This window comes from Pseudomonas sp. NPDC087614, assembly GCF_044743485.1.
Taxonomy (GTDB): domain Bacteria; phylum Pseudomonadota; class Gammaproteobacteria; order Pseudomonadales; family Pseudomonadaceae; genus Aquipseudomonas; species Aquipseudomonas baetica_A.
In genome coordinates this window covers 26,290-42,152 of the sequence record NZ_JBIUWN010000026.1, presented here as the reverse complement: position 1 = coordinate 42,152, position 15,863 = coordinate 26,290, and the positions used below count along the sequence as shown (strand labels likewise).

Below are 15,863 nucleotides of genomic sequence, written 5' to 3'. Positions count from 1 at the left end.
TAATGTGGGAGCGGGCTTGCTCGCGAAAGCGCTGGATCAGTCAGCTCATGTCGAACTGACAGAATGCATTCGCGAGCAAGCCCGTTCCCACAGGGTTTTGTGCTCGCCGTCAGAAATCCTTGCAGAGCCGCAGGGCGTCATAAATGGCGGCGTGGGTATTACGCTGCGCCACGCAATCGCCGATGCGGAACAGCAAGTAGCCGTCACCGGTGGTGCTCAGCGATGGCTGCGGCTGGATCGCGAACAACGCTTCGACGTCGATCTGCCCCTTGTTGCGCGAGCCCTCTTTGAGTGCGTAGTAGATTTCCTCGTCCGGACGTACGCCGTTTTCCACCACCACCTGATCGACCACCCGCTCCTCTTTGGCACCGGTGTATTCGTTCTCCAGCACCGCGACGAGTTTGTCGCCTTCGCGGTAGACCTTCTCCAGCATCATGTCGCCGGTCATGATCACTTCTTTCGGGTACATGCTGCGGTAGTAGGTCGGGAACGACGTACCGCCGATGGCCACGCCCGGTTTGATGTCGTCGGTGACGATTTCGACCTGGCTGCCCTTGTCGGCGAGGAAGTCGGCGACCGACATCCCGGTGAACTCGCAAATGGTGTCGTAGACCAGCACGTTCTTGCCCGGCGCAACCTTGCCGTCAAGCACGTCCCAACTGCTGACCACCAGCCCCTCGGCGGCGCCCCAGTGTTCGTTCTGCTCCAGGAACGGATGCCCGCCCACTGCCAGTACGACCACGTCCGGACGCAGGTCCATGATGGCCGCTGCATCGGCAGCGGTGCCCAGACGCAGGTCGACTTTCAGTCGTGCCAGTTCCAGTTGGAACCAGCGGGTAATGCCGGCGATCTGGTCACGTTGCGGCGCTTTCGACGCCGTGGTGATCTGCCCGCCGATGAATTCCTTCTTCTCGAACAGGGTCACGTCGTGGCCACGTTCGGCCGCCACGCGCGCCGCTTCCATCCCGGCAGGGCCGGCACCGACCACCACAACCTTGCGTTTCGGTCCGGTGGATTTCTCGATGATGTGCGGCACGCCCATGTATTCACGGGACGTTGCAGCATTCTGGATACACAACACGTCCAGACCTTGATACTGGCGATCGATGCAATAGTTGGCGCCGACGCACTGTTTGATCTGGTCGATCTGGCCCATCTTGATCTTGGCGATCAGGTGCGGGTCAGCGATGTGCGCACGGGTCATGCCGACCATGTCGACGTAACCCCCCTCAAGAATCCGCGTGGCCTGGTTGGGGTCCTTGATGTTCTGTGCGTGGAGCACTGGCACCTTGACCACTTCCTTGATCCCGGCCGCCAGATGCAGGAAAGGCTCCGGTGGATAACTCATGTTGGGGATCACGTTGGCCAGGGTGTTGTGAGTGTCACAACCCGAGCCCACCACACCGATAAAGTCGAGCATGCCGGTGTCGTCGTAATACTTGGCGATCTGCTTCATGTCTTCGTGGGACAAGCCGTCCGGGTGGAACTCGTCACCGCAGATACGCATGCCCACGCAGAAGTCGTCACCGACCTCGGCGCGCACGGCTTTCAAGACTTCCAGACCGAACTTCATCCGGCCTTCGAAGGTGCCACCCCATTCGTCGGTGCGCTTGTTGACGCGCGGGCTCCAGAACTGGTCAATCATGTGCTGGTGCACGGCGGACAGCTCAACGCCGTCAAGCCCACCGGCCTTGGCCCGACGCGCGGCCTGAGCGTAGTTGCCGATCACCCGCCAGATTTCTTCCGGCTCGATGGTTTTGCAGGTCGCGCGGTGCACCGGTTCACGGATGCCCGATGGTGACATCAGGGTCGGCCAGTTGAAGCCGTCCCAACGCGAGCGACGACCCATGTGAGTAATCTGGATCATGATCTTGGCGCCGTGCTTGTGCATGGCGTCGGCCAGATTCTGGAAGTGCGGAATGATGCGATCGGTGGACAGGTTCACCGAACTCCACCATTCCTGCGGGCTGTCGATGGCGACCACGGACGAACCGCCACAGATCGCCAGGCCGATGCCGCCCTTGGCTTTCTCTTCGTAATACTTGACGTACCGGTCGGTGGTCATGCCACCGTCAGTCGCGTAGACCTCGGCGTGCGCAGTGCTGAGCACGCGGTTGCGGATGGTCAGTTTGCCGATCTGGATCGGCTGGAACATTGCTTCGAAAGCCATGGCGGGTTCCTCGACTTACAACGGCTTGACGGTGAACAGGCCGTCATCGTGGCCTTCTTCGGAGCCACCGTAGACTTGTTCGGCCACGGTGCGGATGTTGCTGCCACGGGCTTGCAGAATCTGATCCATGGCCCCGGCAAACCAGCCGGTGAACATGTAGTCGACCTTGCGCCCGACCTTGCCGTAGACGTAGACGAACGCCGAGTGTTCGAGCTTGACGCTGGCGGTGCCTTTGTCGAGGTCGATGTCCTGGATCTTGAACAGGCCCCAGCCGCGCTGCGACAGGCGTTTCATGTAGTGTTCGAACACCGCGACGCCTTCCAGGCCGTGGCATTCAGCTTCTTTTTCACACCAGTGCCAAGCGGATTTGTAGCCGGCCTTGTAGAGAATTTCGGCGTAGGCGTCGGCGCCCAGCACTTCCTCGATGCCCATGTGGTTGTTGACGAAAAAGTGGCGCGGCACGTACAGCATTGGCAGGGCGTCTGAGGTCCAGACACCGGTCTCGCTGTCGACTTCGATTGGCAATTGCGGGGCGATCTTGGCCATGGAAACTTAACTCCAGAAAAATTGGTGTGTTGCCCTCGGCGCGGACGGCCGAGGGAAAGGATTCAGAAGTGCGGTGGCTTATTCGCCCCAGACGTCCTTCAGGACGTTCACCCAGTTCTCGCCCATGATCTTGCGCACCACGCGCTCGGAGTGGCCGCGTTTGAGCAGGGTTTCGGTCAGGTTCGGGAACTCGCCGACGGTGCGGATGCCCAGCGGGTTGATGATCTTGCCGAAGCTGGTCAGACGACGGGCGTAGCCCTTGTCGTGGGTCAGGTATTCGAAGAAGTCCTGGCCATGGCCCTGAGTGAAGTCGGTGCCGATACCGATGGAATCTTCGCCGACAATGTTCATCACGTATTCGATGGCTTCGGCGTAGTCGTCGATGGTCGAATCGATGCCCTTGGCGAGGAACGGCGCGAACATGGTCACGCCGACGAAACCACCGTGGTCGGCAATGAACTTGAGTTCTTCATCGGACTTGTTGCGCGGGTGCTCTTTGAGCCCCGACGGCAGGCAGTGGGAATAGCAGACCGGTTTTTTCGATTCGAGGATGACTTCCTCGGAGGTCTTGGAACCGACGTGGGACAGGTCGCACATCACGCCGACGCGGTTCATCTCGGCGACGATCTCGCGACCAAAACCCGACAGGCCGCCGTCACGCTCGTAGCAACCGGTGCCGACCAGGTTCTGGGTGTTGTAGCACATCTGCACGATGCCGACGCCGAGCTGCTTGAACACCTCGACATAGCCGATCTGGTCTTCAAAGGCGTGGGCATTCTGGAAGCCAAACAGGATGCCGGTCTTGCCCTGCTCTTTGGCGCGACGGATGTCGGCGGTGGTGCGCACCGGCATCACCAGGTCACTGTTTTCGCGGATCAGCTTCTGGCTGGCAGCGATGTTGTTCACGGTCGCCTGAAAGCCTTCCCACACCGACACAGTGCAGTTGGCCGCCGTCAGACCGCCCTTGCGCATGTCTTCGAACAGCTCGCGGTTCCATTTGGCAATGATCAGACCGTCGATAACGATGCTGTCGGCGTGTAATTCGGCTGGGCTCATCAGGCGTCCCCTTATTGGCGATTCATGCGCCGAATCGTCTGCCGGCGCTTTGGGGCCAGCATATGCCTCGGTGCGGGGGCGACCGGGTGCAAAAACGACAGGGGAATTGCCGAAAGCGTCAATCCGCGACAAAGGGTCACTAACCGCCCCGAACGGCCACCTGTTCAAGCCTGCTCGCTTAAGCCAGAATCTGGCGCATCTTGCAAACACCACTGGATAAGAGCGGCGACATCAATGAAATCGATCTTCCTGGCTTTGGCCCTGATTGCGACCGGCGTAAACGCCGCCGAAGAGTCCGACAACAACCCGTGCGACGCCGTCGAAAACGACATCCAGACCCTGGAATGCTCGACCTACAGCCGCACCACCGCCGAAGACCTGCTCAAGGACAACTACGCCAGCCTTACCGAACGCATGCAAACGGCGTACGGCAAGAATCCGGCGCAACTGGCTGACATCACCGCCAAACTCAAAACCGCCCAGCAGCAGTGGCTGAAGACCCGGGATGCGGATTGCGCGGTGGAGGCGTTCCCGGCGACGGCGGGCAGCAAGGCGTTCAAGATTGCGCAGAATGACTGCGTGGCGCGGATGAGTGATGAACGGTCGGAGTTTCTGGAGTCGATTGGGCAGGAGTGATTCTGGAAGTTCGGCAACATGCCGACAAACGTTGTGGATTGGCCGACTGGAAAATATAAGTAAAGATTCGAATATCTTATAAAAGACTTATATTCCCAGCGCCATGAATCAATCTGCCGACATCCAAATCATCAACGATGCCGAGGGCAACCCCGCCTTCGTAGTCATTCCCTACGCTCAATACGTCGCACAGAAAATGCAGCCCGACCTGATCCCGCATGAGGTGGTCAGTCGAATGGTCGACGGGGCGACACCGATCCGTGCCTGGCGCGAACACCTGAACCTGACTCAGGAAGAAGTGGCCAAACGTCTGGGAATTTCCCAGCCGGCGTTCGCTCAACAAGAAACAGTAGCGAAGCCACGCAAGGCAACCCGCGAGAAAATTGCAGCAGCGTTTGGCATCACGCCCAATCAGCTTGAGTTGTAGGCTGGCCTCTTCATTCAAAGGAATTCCCATGAACATCTGCGGCATCGAAATCAAAGGCAGCGAAGCGATCATCGCCGTGGCCTCCCTTGACGGGGCAACGCTGAGCCATGTGGCGCTCAACACCAAGAAAATCGCCCTCGAGGATGATGACGAGGCGGCAAACGTTAAACGCTTCGCAGCGCAGGTTGCCTCGTTTGTGCGCGAACATTCGATTGACCGGATTGCGATCAAGAAGCGCAGCAAGAAGGGCGAATTTGCCGGTGGGCCAACGACGTTCAAGATCGAGGGTGTGTTTCAGTTGTTGGATGGTTGTGAAGTGACGTTGTTGTCGCCACAGACGATCAATGCGCAGGCCAAGAAGCATAATTTCGAGCTGCCGGGGACGCTGAACAAGTATCAGCATGAGGCTTATAAGGCTGCGTGTTCGGCGCTGCTCAAGAAGTAACCCGTTCATCCCGGCACAGAGGATCAAAATGTGGGAGCGGGCTTGCTCGCGAAGAGGGCGTGTCAGTCGACTGCATTGTTGAATGACACACCGCATTCGCGAGCAAGCCCGCTCCCACATGGGTGTCGTGTGCACCCGTTCAGGTTTGGGCGGTATGCCGGTCTTCGCGGGGGCAGCGGGCGAATTTTGCCCGGTAGCTGCGGGTAAAATACGACGGCGATTCAAACCCGCAGGCGATGCTCACTTCCAGCACGCTCATGTCGGTCTGGCGCAACAACTGCTGGGCCTTTTCCAGCCTTAACCGCAGGTAGAAATTGCTCGGCGTGTCGTTCAGATGCAGCCGAAACAAGCGCTCCAATTGCCGGCGCGTCACCTTGATCGATTCCGCCAACGCCAACGTGGTCAGCGGCGGTTCGCTGTGTTGTTCCATCTCGCCAATCACCTGAACCAGTTTCTTGTTGTTGATCCCGTAACGCGTGGCGACTTCCATGCGTTGGTGATCTTTGCGCGGACGAATGCGCCCCAGCACGAATTGTTCGCTGACCTGAATTGCCAGTTGCGGGCCATGGGCCTGGGCGATCAGGTCGAGCATCAGGTCGATGGACGCCGTACCGCCCGCCGAGGTGATGCGCCGACGGTCGATCTCGAACAGCTCCTGGGTCACGCTGAGCTGTGGATAAGATTCCTTGAAGGCGTCAATGGCCTCCCAGTGCAGGGTCAGGCGATGGCCATCGAGCAGGCCCGCTTCAGCCAGAACGAAGCTGCCGGTGTCGATGGCGCCGAGGGTGACGCCTTCGTTGTCCAGCCGCCGCAGCCAATGTTCAAGCGTCGGCGTGGCGAACTTCAGTGGTTCGAACCCGGCCACCACCCATAACGTCGCGCCTTTCTTCAGCGGTTCCAGCGCCGCGTCGGCGTTGACCGACATGCCGTTGCTCGCCAGTACCGCCCCGCCGTCAGCGCTCAGCACATGCCAGCGGTACAACTCGCCGCGAAAGCGGTTGGCGACCCGCAGCGGTTCGATTGCCGAGATAAAGCCGATGGCGGAGAACCCCGGCATCAGCAGAAAGTAGAAATCCTGAGACATGTGCGCACTCGATTCGCGGCTAACGAGAGGGAGGGTAGCGTGGCTCGTTGATACGCCGATTGTCGTCGTCGTTCAAGCGCGCAGGTCGCTACAGTGCAAGTGCCAGTCGCCGCAGTGCGCTTTCACGGGGGCGTTGCTGCGTAACTTTGCATCACCGGCGCAACAGACGCCGGAACTCACAATAAACAACCTGCCGAGGAACCCGACATGAAACGACTGATCAGCAGCTGCGTTCTTGCACTCAGCGGTACCGCTTTCTTGAGCGCCAGCGTCATGGCCGCCGAACCCGCGTCTTGCCAGAACGTGCGCATGGGCGTGGTCAACTGGACCGACGTGATCGCCACCAGTGCCATGACCCAGGTCCTGCTCGACGGCCTCGGCTACAACACCAAACAAACCAGCGCGTCCCAGCAAATCATCTTCGCCGGGATCCGCGACCAGCGTCTGGACCTGTTTCTCGGCTACTGGAACCCGCTGATGACCCAGACCATCACCCCGTTCGTCGAGGCTAACCAGGTCAAAGTCCTTGACGCTCCAAGCCTCAAAGACGCCCGCGCCACCCTCGCCGTGCCGACGTACCTGGCTGACAAGGGCCTGAAGACTTTCGCCGACATCGCCAAGTTCGAGAAGGAACTGGGCGGCAAGATCTACGGCATCGAACCGGGTTCGGGCGCCAACACGCAGATCAAGGCGATGATCGCCAAAAACCAGTTTGGCCTCGGCAAGTTCCAGTTGGTCGAGTCCAGTGAAGCGGGGATGCTCGCCGCCGTCGATCGCGCCGTGCGTCGCAAGGAAGCCGTGGTGTTCTTCGGCTGGGCGCCGCACCCGATGAACGTCAACGTCAAGATGACCTACCTCACCGGCAGCAATGACGCCCTCGGCCCGAACGAGGGCATGGCCACCGTGTGGACCGTCACCGCGCCGAAATACGCCGAACAGTGCCCGAACATCGGTCGCCTGCTGAGCAATCTGACGTTCACCGCTGAAGACGAGAGCCGGATGATGCAACCGCTGCTCGATCACAAGGACGCCTTCGAGTCGGCCAAGCAATGGCTCAAGGATCACCCGGCAGACAAACAGCGCTGGCTTGAAGGTGTGACCACTTTCGACGGCAAACCGGCCGCTGAAAACCTGCAACTGACCAGCAAATAAAGCCCCCTGAATCACCGTTTCGCAGCCCGCAAAGGGCTGCGAACAGCCCCATCACGCCTGAAGGAAACCGACACATGAACCACGACGTCATCATCACCTGCGCACTCACCGGTGCTGGCGACACGACCGCCAGGAGCCCCCACGTACCGGTCACCCCAAAACAGATTGCCGCCGCCGCCGTGGAAGCGGCCAAGGCTGGCGCCACCGTTGTGCACTGTCATGTCCGCGATCCGCAGACCGGCAAGTTCAGTCGCGATGTGGCGCTGTACCGCGAAGTGATGGAGCGCATCCGCGAGGCTGACGTCGACATCATCGTCAACCTCACGGCCGGCATGGGTGGCGATCTGGAAATCGGCGCTGGCGAGAAGCCGATGGAGTTCGGCCCGAACACCGATCTGGTCGGCCCGCTGACTCGTCTGGCCCACGTCGAAGAACTGCTGCCGGAAATCTGCACCCTCGATTGCGGCACCCTGAACTTCGGCGACGGCGACACCATTTATGTCTCCACCCCGGCACAACTGCGCGCCGGCGCCAAACGCATCACCGAGTTGGGCGTGAAAGCCGAGCTGGAAATTTTCGACACCGGTCACCTGTGGTTCGCCAAACAGATGATCAAGGAAGGCTTGCTCGATAACCCGCTGTTCCAGCTGTGCCTGGGCATTCCGTGGGGCGCGCCGGCCGACACCACCACCATGAAAGCCATGGTCGACAACCTGCCGGCGGACGCGGTGTGGGCCGGGTTTGGTATCGGCCGGATGCAGATGCCGATGGCCGCGCAAGCGGTGCTGCTGGGTGGCAACGTGCGGGTCGGGCTGGAAGACAACCTGTGGCTGGACAAAGGCGTGCTGGCGACCAACGGTCAACTCGTTGAGCGTGCCACCGAGATACTCAGCCGCTTGGGCGCCAGGGTCCTGACCCCGGCCGAGGGCCGGAAAAAAATGGGCCTGACCCCGCGCGGATAAATCATCACTCATTTGCCCGCTTCCACAGGTTTCTACGAATTATTCAGGATGTGACCATGAGCTTTATCACCGAAATCAAAACCTTCGCCGCGCTGGGCAGCGGTGTCATCGGCAGTGGCTGGGTCGCCCGCGCCCTCGCCCACGGCCTCGATGTCGTGGCCTGGGATCCGGCGCCCGGCGCTGAAGCGGCGCTGCGCAAACGCGTGGCCAATGCCTGGGGGGCGCTGGAGAAAAACGGCCTGGCGCCGGGCGCGTCGCAGGATCGCTTGCGCTTTGTCGCGACCATCGAGGAGTGCGTGCGCGACGCGGATTTCATTCAGGAAAGCGCTCCGGAACGCCTTGAACTGAAACTGCAACTGCACAGCAAAATCAGCTCGGCCGCCAAGCCCAATGCGCTGATCGGCTCCAGCACCTCGGGCCTGTTGCCGAGCGAGTTCTACGAGAGTTCGATCCACCCGGAACGCTGCGTGGTCGGCCATCCGTTCAATCCGGTTTACCTGTTGCCGCTGGTGGAAGTGGTCGGTGGCAAGAACACCGCACCGGAAGCTATACAAGCGGCAATGAAAGTCTACGAATCACTCGGCATGCGTCCGCTGCATGTGCGCAAGGAAGTACCGGGATTCATCGCTGACCGTCTGCTCGAAGCGCTGTGGCGTGAGGCGCTGCACCTGGTCAACGACGGGGTGGCGACGACTGGCGAGATCGACGACGCGATTCGTTTTGGCGCCGGTCTGCGCTGGTCGTTCATGGGCACCTTCCTGACCTACACCCTCGCCGGTGGCGATGCCGGAATGCGTCACTTCATGTCGCAATTCGGCCCGGCGTTGCAGTTGCCATGGACGTATCTGCCGGCACCGGAGTTGACCGACAAGTTGATTGACGATGTGGTCGATGGCACCAGCGATCAGTTGGGCAGCCACAGCATTTCGGCACTGGAGCGCTATCGTGATGATTGCCTGCTGGCGGTGCTGGAGGCGGTGAGGACTACCAAGGAGAAGCATGGAATGAGTTTCAGCGAATAATCCTTGCTCAACAGTTCCGGCCCCTTCGCGAGCAAGCCCGCTCCCACAGATGACCGCATTCCCATGTGGGAGCGGGCTTGCTCGCGAAGACGGCAGCCCAGCCACTATCAATGTTGGATCTGACACCATGCCCAGCCTCACCACCTACCAAACCCGCATCATCCCCGACTGGGTCGACTACAACGGCCACCTGCGCGACGCTTTCTACCTGCTGATCTTCAGCTATGCCACCGACGCCCTGATGGATCGCCTCGGCATGGACAGCAACCACCGCGAAGCCAGCGGCCACTCGCTGTTCACCCTGGAACTGCACCTCAACTACCTGCACGAAGTGAAGCTCGACACCGACGTCGAAGTACGCACGCAAATCATCGGTCACGACAGCAAACGCCTGCATCTCTATCACAGCCTGCACAAAGTCGGGGAAGACCAGGAGCTGGCCGGCAATGAGCAGATGTTGCTGCACGTCGACCTCGCCGGCCCGCGCTCGGCGCCGTTCAGCGCGGACACCTTGAGCCGTCTGCAAGCCATCGTCGCCGAGCAGGCCGACCTGCCCGCTCCCGCTTACATCGGCCGCGTCATTGCCCTGCCACCGGCCCGGTAAAACCCATTATCGAGCGAGATGAGCGCTTGCTGCGCAGATCGGTTTCACTGACGGACAGGCAAAAAAAGCCCCGATACAAGCCGTGACAGGATCGGGGCTGAGGGTACTGTTGAGGAGCTGCCGTGCGAGGGTGACCAAACCGTCGTGTTGCAAGCTGAAGCCAGTTTGCCCACTCCCTTTGACAACGAGTTAGCCGAAAACGACCCGTTCATAGTCGTAGCAGCCACTGCGACAAATCGCCCTTGCCGTCCCTCCCCTTGCCTACCAGAATCGAGTCACGACCTCCGTTGCTGAAGAAGGATTCGCCTCATGATGTTTGCCGATTTGATCGATCAGGAAGACCTGTTGGGACAGCTCAAGGCATTGGGATTACAGGTGCCGGTCGGCTCGACGGCCGAGCAGGCATGTGAATTCGCCGTAATGGGTCTGGACAATGCTCGGGCGTTCGAATTGCGCAAAATGGTCAAGGACATGTACACCAGCGGCGCGAGCATCCAGCCGGCTGTGCGCCAAGCCATCGACAAACAGTTGTTGCCGGCATTGGCACACTACCAACAGACCCACAGCGCCTGAACAAGCCAATCGCCAGCAGGCGGGCTCCCACAGTTTTTGTGTCTGACCACATTTTTGTGATCGACATCCATCCTGTGGAAGCCCGCCTGCTGGCGATGAACGATGACTCGGTTTACAGCCTTACGCTGGCAAACGTCGATTCATTACGCGCCTGACTCAACGCCGACATCGGCCCCGACAGCGGCGACAGCACCATCGCCTGCGGCAACTGCATCATCGCCACCTGCTGGGTGGTGTTGGAGCCAACGCGCTCGTCACGCGGCGGAATGCCGAAGTATTCGCGGTAGCACTTGGAGAAGTGCGGCGTTGAGACGAAACCACACACCGAAGCCACTTCGATGATCGACATCGGCGTCTGCTTGAGCAGTTGCCGGGCACGAATCAAACGCAACTTGAGGTAGTAACGCGACGGCGAGCAGTGCAGGTATTTCTGGAACAACCGCTCGAGCTGACGACGGGACACGGCGACATACACCGCCAGTTCGTCGAGGTCGATCGGTTCCTCAAGGTTGGCCTCCATCAGCGCGACGATTTCCTGCAGCTTCGGCTGGTTGGTGCCGAGCATGTGCTTGAGCGGCACGCGCTGGTGATCCTGTTCGTTGCGGATGCGCTCATAGACGAACATTTCCGAGATCGCGGCGGACAGTTCACGGCCGTGATCGCGGCTGATCAGGTGCAGCATCATGTCCAGCGGCGCGGTGCCGCCGGAGCTGGTGAAGCGGTTGCGGTCGAGGGTGAACAAGCGAGTACTCATGGCCACGCGCGGGAAAGCTTCCTGCATTGCCGCCAGGCATTCCCAGTGCACGCTGCAATCGAAACCGTCGAGCAGCCCGGCGCAGGCCAAGGCCCAACTGCCGGTGCACACGGCACCCAGACGACGCGACTGACGCGCCTGGCTTTGCAGCCAGGAGACGTGCTCACGGGTCACGGTGCGCTGGATACCGACACCGCCACAGACAATCACGGTGTCCAGCGGGGGCGCTTTGTGCATCGAGGCGTCGGGCGTGATTTGCAGGCCGTCACTGGCCCACACCTGGCCGCCATCGACGGTGAGGGTGCTCCAGCGAAACAGTTCACGACCGGACAACTGATTGGCCATGCGCAGCGGCTCAACCGCAGAGGCCAGGGAAATCAGCGTGAAATTGTCCAGCAGCAGAAAGCCGATGGATTGAGGCGCACGGTTCTGGGGTTGAGCCCCTGAGTTGAACGACGTCATCGCGGTATCTCCTCACACAAAGCGGGTGAAGGCCTCAGGCGGAGGCTCTTGTTTTTGCCAGCGTTCTCGAGTGGGAGACGGGCTTTGTTATGACAGAGCAATTGCCATGCCTAAAATTGAATGGCCATTCAATAACTCCTGAAAACGACATCACGACGCGTCTATATGAGACCTCCGGCGAAGGGTGCTTGGAAGTGCCATCAGCGAGGGGCAAAGCTCTGCTCCGTTGCCTGTGAGCAGATCGGTATCACTTGTGGGAACGGGGCTGCGCGCCGTTGCACAGGAGTGTCACCACAGGCACAGGTGACGGACGGTAGGGTGTGCTGATTGCCTGTTACAGGTGGGAAAGACTCTTATCTGATTGCGACGCGCCAAAAGGTGGCGTGTTTGCTTAACCGTGTTCATTTAGCGCGCAGTTTTGACTGGTCTGGCCCAATCGCCGGCAGGTTGGTTTACACAGGTTTTCTGATCGATACGAATCGACTGTGGTCGCTAGCCTGCTAACGATTGAAGCCACTCGGTTTCAGCACTCAACCGCGCTGACCGCCAACCCACCGCGCGATGTTTCTTTATATTTGTCATGCATGTCGGCACCGGTATCACGCATGGTGCGAATCACCCGGTCCAGCGAGATGAAGTGCTGACCATCGCCACGCAACGCCATTTGCGCGGCGTTGATCGCCTTCACCGCCGCAATCGCATTGCGCTCGATGCACGGCACCTGGACGAGGCCGCCTACCGGATCGCAGGTCAAACCGAGGTTATGTTCCAGGCCGATTTCCGCCGCGTTGCACAACTGCTCAGGCGAAGCGCCAAGAATCTCCGCCAGCCCTGCCGCCGCCATCGCACAGGCCGACCCGACCTCGCCCTGACAACCGACTTCGGCACCGGAAATCGACGCGTTCTTTTTGCACAGAATCCCCACCGCCGCCGCCGCCAGAAAGTAGTCGACCACGTTGGCGTCGGTGACCGCTTCGCTGAACTTCATAAAGTAGTGCAGCACCGCCGGAATGATCCCCGCCGCACCGTTGGTCGGCGCCGTGACCATCCGCCCGCCCGCCGCGTTCTCTTCATTCACGGCAAGGGCGAACAGGTTGACCCACTCCATCGCGCTCAGCGTCGAGCCGATCACGTTGGGCTTGTTCAATTCCTGCAGGCTGCGATGCAACTTCGCCGCACGCCGACGCACATTCAACCCACCAGGCAGGATGCCTTCGTGCTTGAGGCCTTGCTCGACGCAATCTTGCATCGCTCGCCAGAGTTTCATCAGCCCGGCGCGGATTTCCTCTTCGCTGCGCCAGACCTTTTCGTTGGCCATCATCAAGTCGGCGACGCGCAAGTTGTGTTGCTTGCACAGCGCCAACAACTCCACGGCACTGGAGAAGTCATAGGGCAGTTCGGTGCGATCCAGATCCACCACACCGCTGCAGGCTTGCGCCTCATCCACGACAAAACCGCCACCGACCGAGTAATAGGTGTCGCGATGCAGGGTAGCGCCATCACCTTCGGCGATCAGCGTCATGGCGTTGGGGTGGAAAGGCAGGTTCTCCTCGATCAGACGCATGTCCCGGGCCCAGACAAAGGGTACCGTCAGGCGACCGTCCAGCAAGAGCGTATCGGTTTCGCGTAGCGCCTGGATGCGCGGGCCAATCTGTGCGGGATCGATTGCATCAGGCCATTCGCCCATCAATCCCATGATCACCGCGTTGTCGCTGCCATGGCCGATACCCGTGGCCGACAGCGATCCATAAAGCTGAACTTCGACACGCCGAACGTCATCGAGCAGGGCCTTTTCTCGCAGGCTTTGCACGAACAGAGCAGCGGCGCGCATCGGGCCCACAGTATGGGAACTGGAAGGGCCAATGCCGATTTTAAACAGGTCGAAAACGCTGATTGCCATGGGCGAATATCTCAAGTTCAAACACGTCCCGACACGGCTGCGCCGGGCGGCGCAGCAACTACGCTTGACGCCGGAATTCGCACATCTTCCGGTTTTTGCCGTAAGGTTGACGTCTGACACCGACGTAGTCTTGTCCACTAACGCCGTGTGTCGGTGAGGCTCTATCCACTCGCTTTTTAGTGGCCCAGGGAGCCGTCAATGGGTGGAAAAAAGCTGTAAGCGACGTTACCGACACTAGATGCGACCACGCCTGTACTGGATGCGACCCTACCTGTAGGCGTCCGATATGCACTGGTACATGATCATTTACGACTTGATTGCAAGGCTGCGTGTCAGAACACGTTTCACGCACCTACCGACCGCAACATTCATAAGTGCGGGTATCCCGTCGGAACACCGCCCAAAAAACACTCAGGAGTCCCCCCATGAAAGGTTCCCCCTCGTTGTTGTTGGCCGCCATGCTCAGTCTTCCTCTTCTGGCCCAGGCTTCAGAACCGGAACAATGCAGCACCGTCAACTTCTCCGATGTCGGCTGGACCGATATCACCGTGACAACCGCCACCACCAGCGTCGTACTCGACGCACTGGGGTACAAAACCAAGACCACCATGATTTCCGTACCGGTGACCTACAAGTCCCTGGCCGACGGCAAGAACATGGACATTTTCCTCGGCAACTGGATGCCGACCATGGAAAACGACATCAAGGCCTACCGCGATGCCGGTACCGTGGACGTCGTGCGCACCAACCTCAAGGGCGCCAAATACACCCTCGCCGTGCCGCAAGCCCTGTACGACAAAGGTCTGCATGACTTTGCCGACATCGCCAAATTCAAGAAAGAACTCGACGGCAAGATCTACGGCATCGAGCCAGGCAACGACGGTAACCGTCTGATCCAGAGCATGATCGACAAAAACGCTTTCGGCCTGAAAGACGCCGGCTTCAAAATCGTGGAATCCAGCGAAGCGGGGATGCTGTCGCAGGTCGATCGCGCCCAGAGACGTGACACCGCGGTCGTATTCCTGGGCTGGGCACCCCACCCGATGAACAAACGCTTCCATATTCAATACCTGACCGGGGGCGATGACTTCTTCGGCCCGGATTTCGGCGCCGCCACCGTGGCCACCAACACCCGCAAGGGCTATGTCGAAGAGTGCAGCAATGTCGGCCAGTTGCTGAAGAACCTGGAGTTCACCGTCGACATGGAAAGTGAGCTGATGGGCAATGTTCTCGACGACAAGATGAAGCCCGAAGCAGCAGCCAAAGCCTGGCTGAAGAAAAATCCACAGATACTCGATACCTGGCTCGCTGGCGTGACCACCATTGACGGTAAACCAGGCCTTGCGGCCGTGAAAGCCAAGCTCGCGCAGTAATCGCCTTATGCCGGGCGAGTGCGCTCGCCCGGACTGTTTATTCCTTGCATGCGGACGTTCACTACCATGCTGATTGATCAGAAAATACCTTTAGGCCAGTACATCGCGGGTTTCGTTGAATGGTTGACCGACCACGGCGCCAATACATTCGACGCAATCGCCGTGACACTGGAAACGATGATCCACGGCGTGACGTTTGCGCTCACCTGGTTCAACCCTTTTGTCTTGATCGGCCTCATCGCCGTACTCGCCCATTTCATCCAGCGCAAATGGGGACTGACTGCTTTTGTGATTGCATCCTTCCTGCTGATCCTCAATCTGGGGTACTGGCAGGAAACCATGGAAACCCTCGCCCAGGTCATGTTCGCAACCCTGGTTTGCGTGGTCATCGGCGTGCCGTTGGGCATCGTCGCCGCGCACAAACCGATGTTCTACACATTGATGCGTCCGGTTCTCGATCTGATGCAGACCGTACCCACCTTCGTTTACCTCATTCCTACCCTGACCCTCTTCGGGCTGGGCGTGGTACCGGGCCTGATCTCCACGGTGGTGTTCGCCATCGCAGCGCCGATCCGCCTGACTTACCTGGGCATCCGCGATGTCCCGCAAGAACTGATGGACGCCGGCAAAGCCTTCGGCTGCTCGCGTCGCAATCTTGTTTGTATGATTGTAGTGTATGTATAGATTGTGAGATTGT

General features: G+C 59.7%; 15 protein-coding genes and 1 pseudogene (1 of these 16 running past the window's edge). 10 read left to right on the top strand and 6 right to left on the bottom strand.

Annotated features, from left to right (window positions below):
* Positions 1-109: 109 nt before the first annotated feature.
* The 3 genes from dgcA to ACIOWA_RS12480 all read right to left on the bottom strand — a co-directional run bounded on the left by dgcA (position 110) and on the right by ACIOWA_RS12480 (position 3,772).
* Positions 110-2,170, bottom strand: coding sequence for a dimethylglycine demethylation protein DgcA (dgcA, locus tag ACIOWA_RS12490; RefSeq protein WP_339430272.1), 2,061 nt, complete (start codon positions 2,168-2,170; stop codon positions 110-112).
* A gap of 15 nt (positions 2,171-2,185) precedes the next feature.
* Entirely contained in the window at positions 2,186-2,716 is a 531-nt protein-coding gene (locus ACIOWA_RS12485; protein ID WP_003194877.1) for a DUF5943 domain-containing protein, read from the bottom strand.
* A gap of 78 nt (positions 2,717-2,794) precedes the next feature.
* Positions 2,795-3,772, bottom strand: coding sequence for a dipeptidase (locus ACIOWA_RS12480; RefSeq protein ID WP_194935229.1), 978 nt, complete (start codon positions 3,770-3,772; stop codon positions 2,795-2,797).
* 234 nt (positions 3,773-4,006) lie between these two features.
* On the opposite strand from ACIOWA_RS12480, the gene ACIOWA_RS12475 reads away from it, so the two are divergent.
* The 3 genes from ACIOWA_RS12475 (at position 4,007) to ACIOWA_RS12465 (ending at position 5,280) form a co-directional block, all read left to right on the top strand.
* Positions 4,007-4,408, top strand: a complete 402-nt coding sequence (locus tag ACIOWA_RS12475; protein WP_401160045.1) for a lysozyme inhibitor LprI family protein — start codon at positions 4,007-4,009, stop codon at positions 4,406-4,408.
* Positions 4,409-4,511: 103 nt separating this feature from the next.
* Entirely contained in the window at positions 4,512-4,835 is a 324-nt protein-coding gene (locus ACIOWA_RS12470; protein ID WP_064589571.1) for a helix-turn-helix domain-containing protein, read from the top strand.
* A 28-nt stretch (positions 4,836-4,863) separates the two neighbouring features.
* Positions 4,864-5,280 carry a DUF3010 family protein gene (locus tag ACIOWA_RS12465; protein WP_401160043.1) on the top strand — a complete coding sequence of 139 codons (417 nt, stop codon included), beginning with the start codon at positions 4,864-4,866 and terminating at the stop codon, positions 5,278-5,280.
* 139 nt (positions 5,281-5,419) lie between these two features.
* Here ACIOWA_RS12465 and ACIOWA_RS12460 read toward each other — a convergent pair whose 3' ends face one another.
* Complete coding sequence (locus ACIOWA_RS12460; RefSeq protein ID WP_339464477.1) at positions 5,420-6,364, bottom strand: GlxA family transcriptional regulator; 945 nt, start codon at positions 6,362-6,364, stop codon at positions 5,420-5,422.
* A gap of 207 nt (positions 6,365-6,571) precedes the next feature.
* Here ACIOWA_RS12460 and choX point away from each other — a divergent pair, with 207 nt between their 5' ends.
* The 5 genes from choX (at position 6,572) to ACIOWA_RS12435 (ending at position 10,677) form a co-directional block, all read left to right on the top strand.
* Positions 6,572-7,516, top strand: coding sequence for a choline ABC transporter substrate-binding protein (gene choX / locus ACIOWA_RS12455; RefSeq protein ID WP_401160041.1), 945 nt, complete (start codon positions 6,572-6,574; stop codon positions 7,514-7,516).
* Between the two features lie 74 nt (positions 7,517-7,590).
* Positions 7,591-8,478: a 3-keto-5-aminohexanoate cleavage protein gene (locus ACIOWA_RS12450; protein WP_401160039.1), complete on the top strand. Its 888-nt coding sequence runs from the start codon at positions 7,591-7,593 to the stop codon at positions 8,476-8,478.
* A gap of 56 nt (positions 8,479-8,534) precedes the next feature.
* Positions 8,535-9,500: an L-carnitine dehydrogenase gene (locus tag ACIOWA_RS12445; RefSeq protein WP_339430278.1), complete on the top strand. Its 966-nt coding sequence runs from the start codon at positions 8,535-8,537 to the stop codon at positions 9,498-9,500.
* Positions 9,501-9,627: 127 nt separating this feature from the next.
* Positions 9,628-10,104 carry a thioesterase family protein gene (locus ACIOWA_RS12440; protein ID WP_401160037.1) on the top strand — a complete coding sequence of 159 codons (477 nt, stop codon included), beginning with the start codon at positions 9,628-9,630 and terminating at the stop codon, positions 10,102-10,104.
* A gap of 309 nt (positions 10,105-10,413) precedes the next feature.
* The gene (locus ACIOWA_RS12435) at positions 10,414-10,677 is read left to right on the top strand and encodes a hypothetical protein (RefSeq protein WP_339430280.1); all 264 of its coding nucleotides are present in this window, start codon (positions 10,414-10,416) and stop codon (positions 10,675-10,677) included.
* 112 nt (positions 10,678-10,789) lie between these two features.
* Here ACIOWA_RS12435 and ACIOWA_RS12430 read toward each other — a convergent pair whose 3' ends face one another.
* Both ACIOWA_RS12430 and ACIOWA_RS12425 read right to left on the bottom strand, forming a co-directional pair.
* The gene (locus ACIOWA_RS12430; RefSeq protein ID WP_221731180.1) at positions 10,790-11,893 is read right to left on the bottom strand and encodes a GlxA family transcriptional regulator; all 1,104 of its coding nucleotides are present in this window, start codon (positions 11,891-11,893) and stop codon (positions 10,790-10,792) included.
* 523 nt (positions 11,894-12,416) lie between these two features.
* Positions 12,417-13,793, bottom strand: a complete 1,377-nt coding sequence (locus ACIOWA_RS12425; protein ID WP_221731181.1) for an L-serine ammonia-lyase — start codon at positions 13,791-13,793, stop codon at positions 12,417-12,419.
* Positions 13,794-14,218: 425 nt separating this feature from the next.
* On the opposite strand from ACIOWA_RS12425, the gene ACIOWA_RS12420 reads away from it, so the two are divergent.
* Together ACIOWA_RS12420 and choW are read left to right on the top strand one after the other, a co-directional pair.
* The gene (locus ACIOWA_RS12420) at positions 14,219-15,166 is read left to right on the top strand and encodes a choline ABC transporter substrate-binding protein (RefSeq protein ID WP_339430282.1); all 948 of its coding nucleotides are present in this window, start codon (positions 14,219-14,221) and stop codon (positions 15,164-15,166) included.
* Positions 15,167-15,232: 66 nt separating this feature from the next.
* Positions 15,233-15,863 (top strand): annotated as a pseudogene (gene choW, locus ACIOWA_RS12415) (choline ABC transporter permease subunit) (it continues 213 nt past the right edge of the window).

Excerpts from the sequence above, each read along its gene's own strand:
- ACIOWA_RS12485 (WP_003194877.1), bottom strand. The coding sequence starts at position 2,716 with ATGGCCAAGATCGCCCCGCAATTGCCAATCGAAGTCGACAGCGAGACC.
- ACIOWA_RS12430 (WP_221731180.1), bottom strand. The coding sequence starts at position 11,893 with ATGACGTCGTTCAACTCAGGGGCTCAACCCCAGAACCGTGCGCCTCAA.
- choX (WP_401160041.1), top strand. The coding sequence starts at position 6,572 with ATGAAACGACTGATCAGCAGCTGCGTTCTTGCACTCAGCGGTACCGCT.
- ACIOWA_RS12480 (WP_194935229.1), bottom strand. The coding sequence starts at position 3,772 with ATGAGCCCAGCCGAATTACACGCCGACAGCATCGTTATCGACGGTCTG.
- dgcA (WP_339430272.1), bottom strand. The coding sequence starts at position 2,170 with ATGGCTTTCGAAGCAATGTTCCAGCCGATCCAGATCGGCAAACTGACC.
- ACIOWA_RS12470 (WP_064589571.1), top strand. The coding sequence starts at position 4,512 with ATGAATCAATCTGCCGACATCCAAATCATCAACGATGCCGAGGGCAAC.
- ACIOWA_RS12475 (WP_401160045.1), top strand. The coding sequence starts at position 4,007 with ATGAAATCGATCTTCCTGGCTTTGGCCCTGATTGCGACCGGCGTAAAC.
- ACIOWA_RS12440 (WP_401160037.1), top strand. The coding sequence starts at position 9,628 with ATGCCCAGCCTCACCACCTACCAAACCCGCATCATCCCCGACTGGGTC.
- ACIOWA_RS12435 (WP_339430280.1), top strand. The coding sequence starts at position 10,414 with ATGATGTTTGCCGATTTGATCGATCAGGAAGACCTGTTGGGACAGCTC.
- ACIOWA_RS12420 (WP_339430282.1), top strand. The coding sequence starts at position 14,219 with ATGAAAGGTTCCCCCTCGTTGTTGTTGGCCGCCATGCTCAGTCTTCCT.
- ACIOWA_RS12460 (WP_339464477.1), bottom strand. The coding sequence starts at position 6,364 with ATGTCTCAGGATTTCTACTTTCTGCTGATGCCGGGGTTCTCCGCCATC.
- ACIOWA_RS12465 (WP_401160043.1), top strand. The coding sequence starts at position 4,864 with ATGAACATCTGCGGCATCGAAATCAAAGGCAGCGAAGCGATCATCGCC.
- ACIOWA_RS12425 (WP_221731181.1), bottom strand. The coding sequence starts at position 13,793 with ATGGCAATCAGCGTTTTCGACCTGTTTAAAATCGGCATTGGCCCTTCC.
- ACIOWA_RS12445 (WP_339430278.1), top strand. The coding sequence starts at position 8,535 with ATGAGCTTTATCACCGAAATCAAAACCTTCGCCGCGCTGGGCAGCGGT.
- ACIOWA_RS12450 (WP_401160039.1), top strand. The coding sequence starts at position 7,591 with ATGAACCACGACGTCATCATCACCTGCGCACTCACCGGTGCTGGCGAC.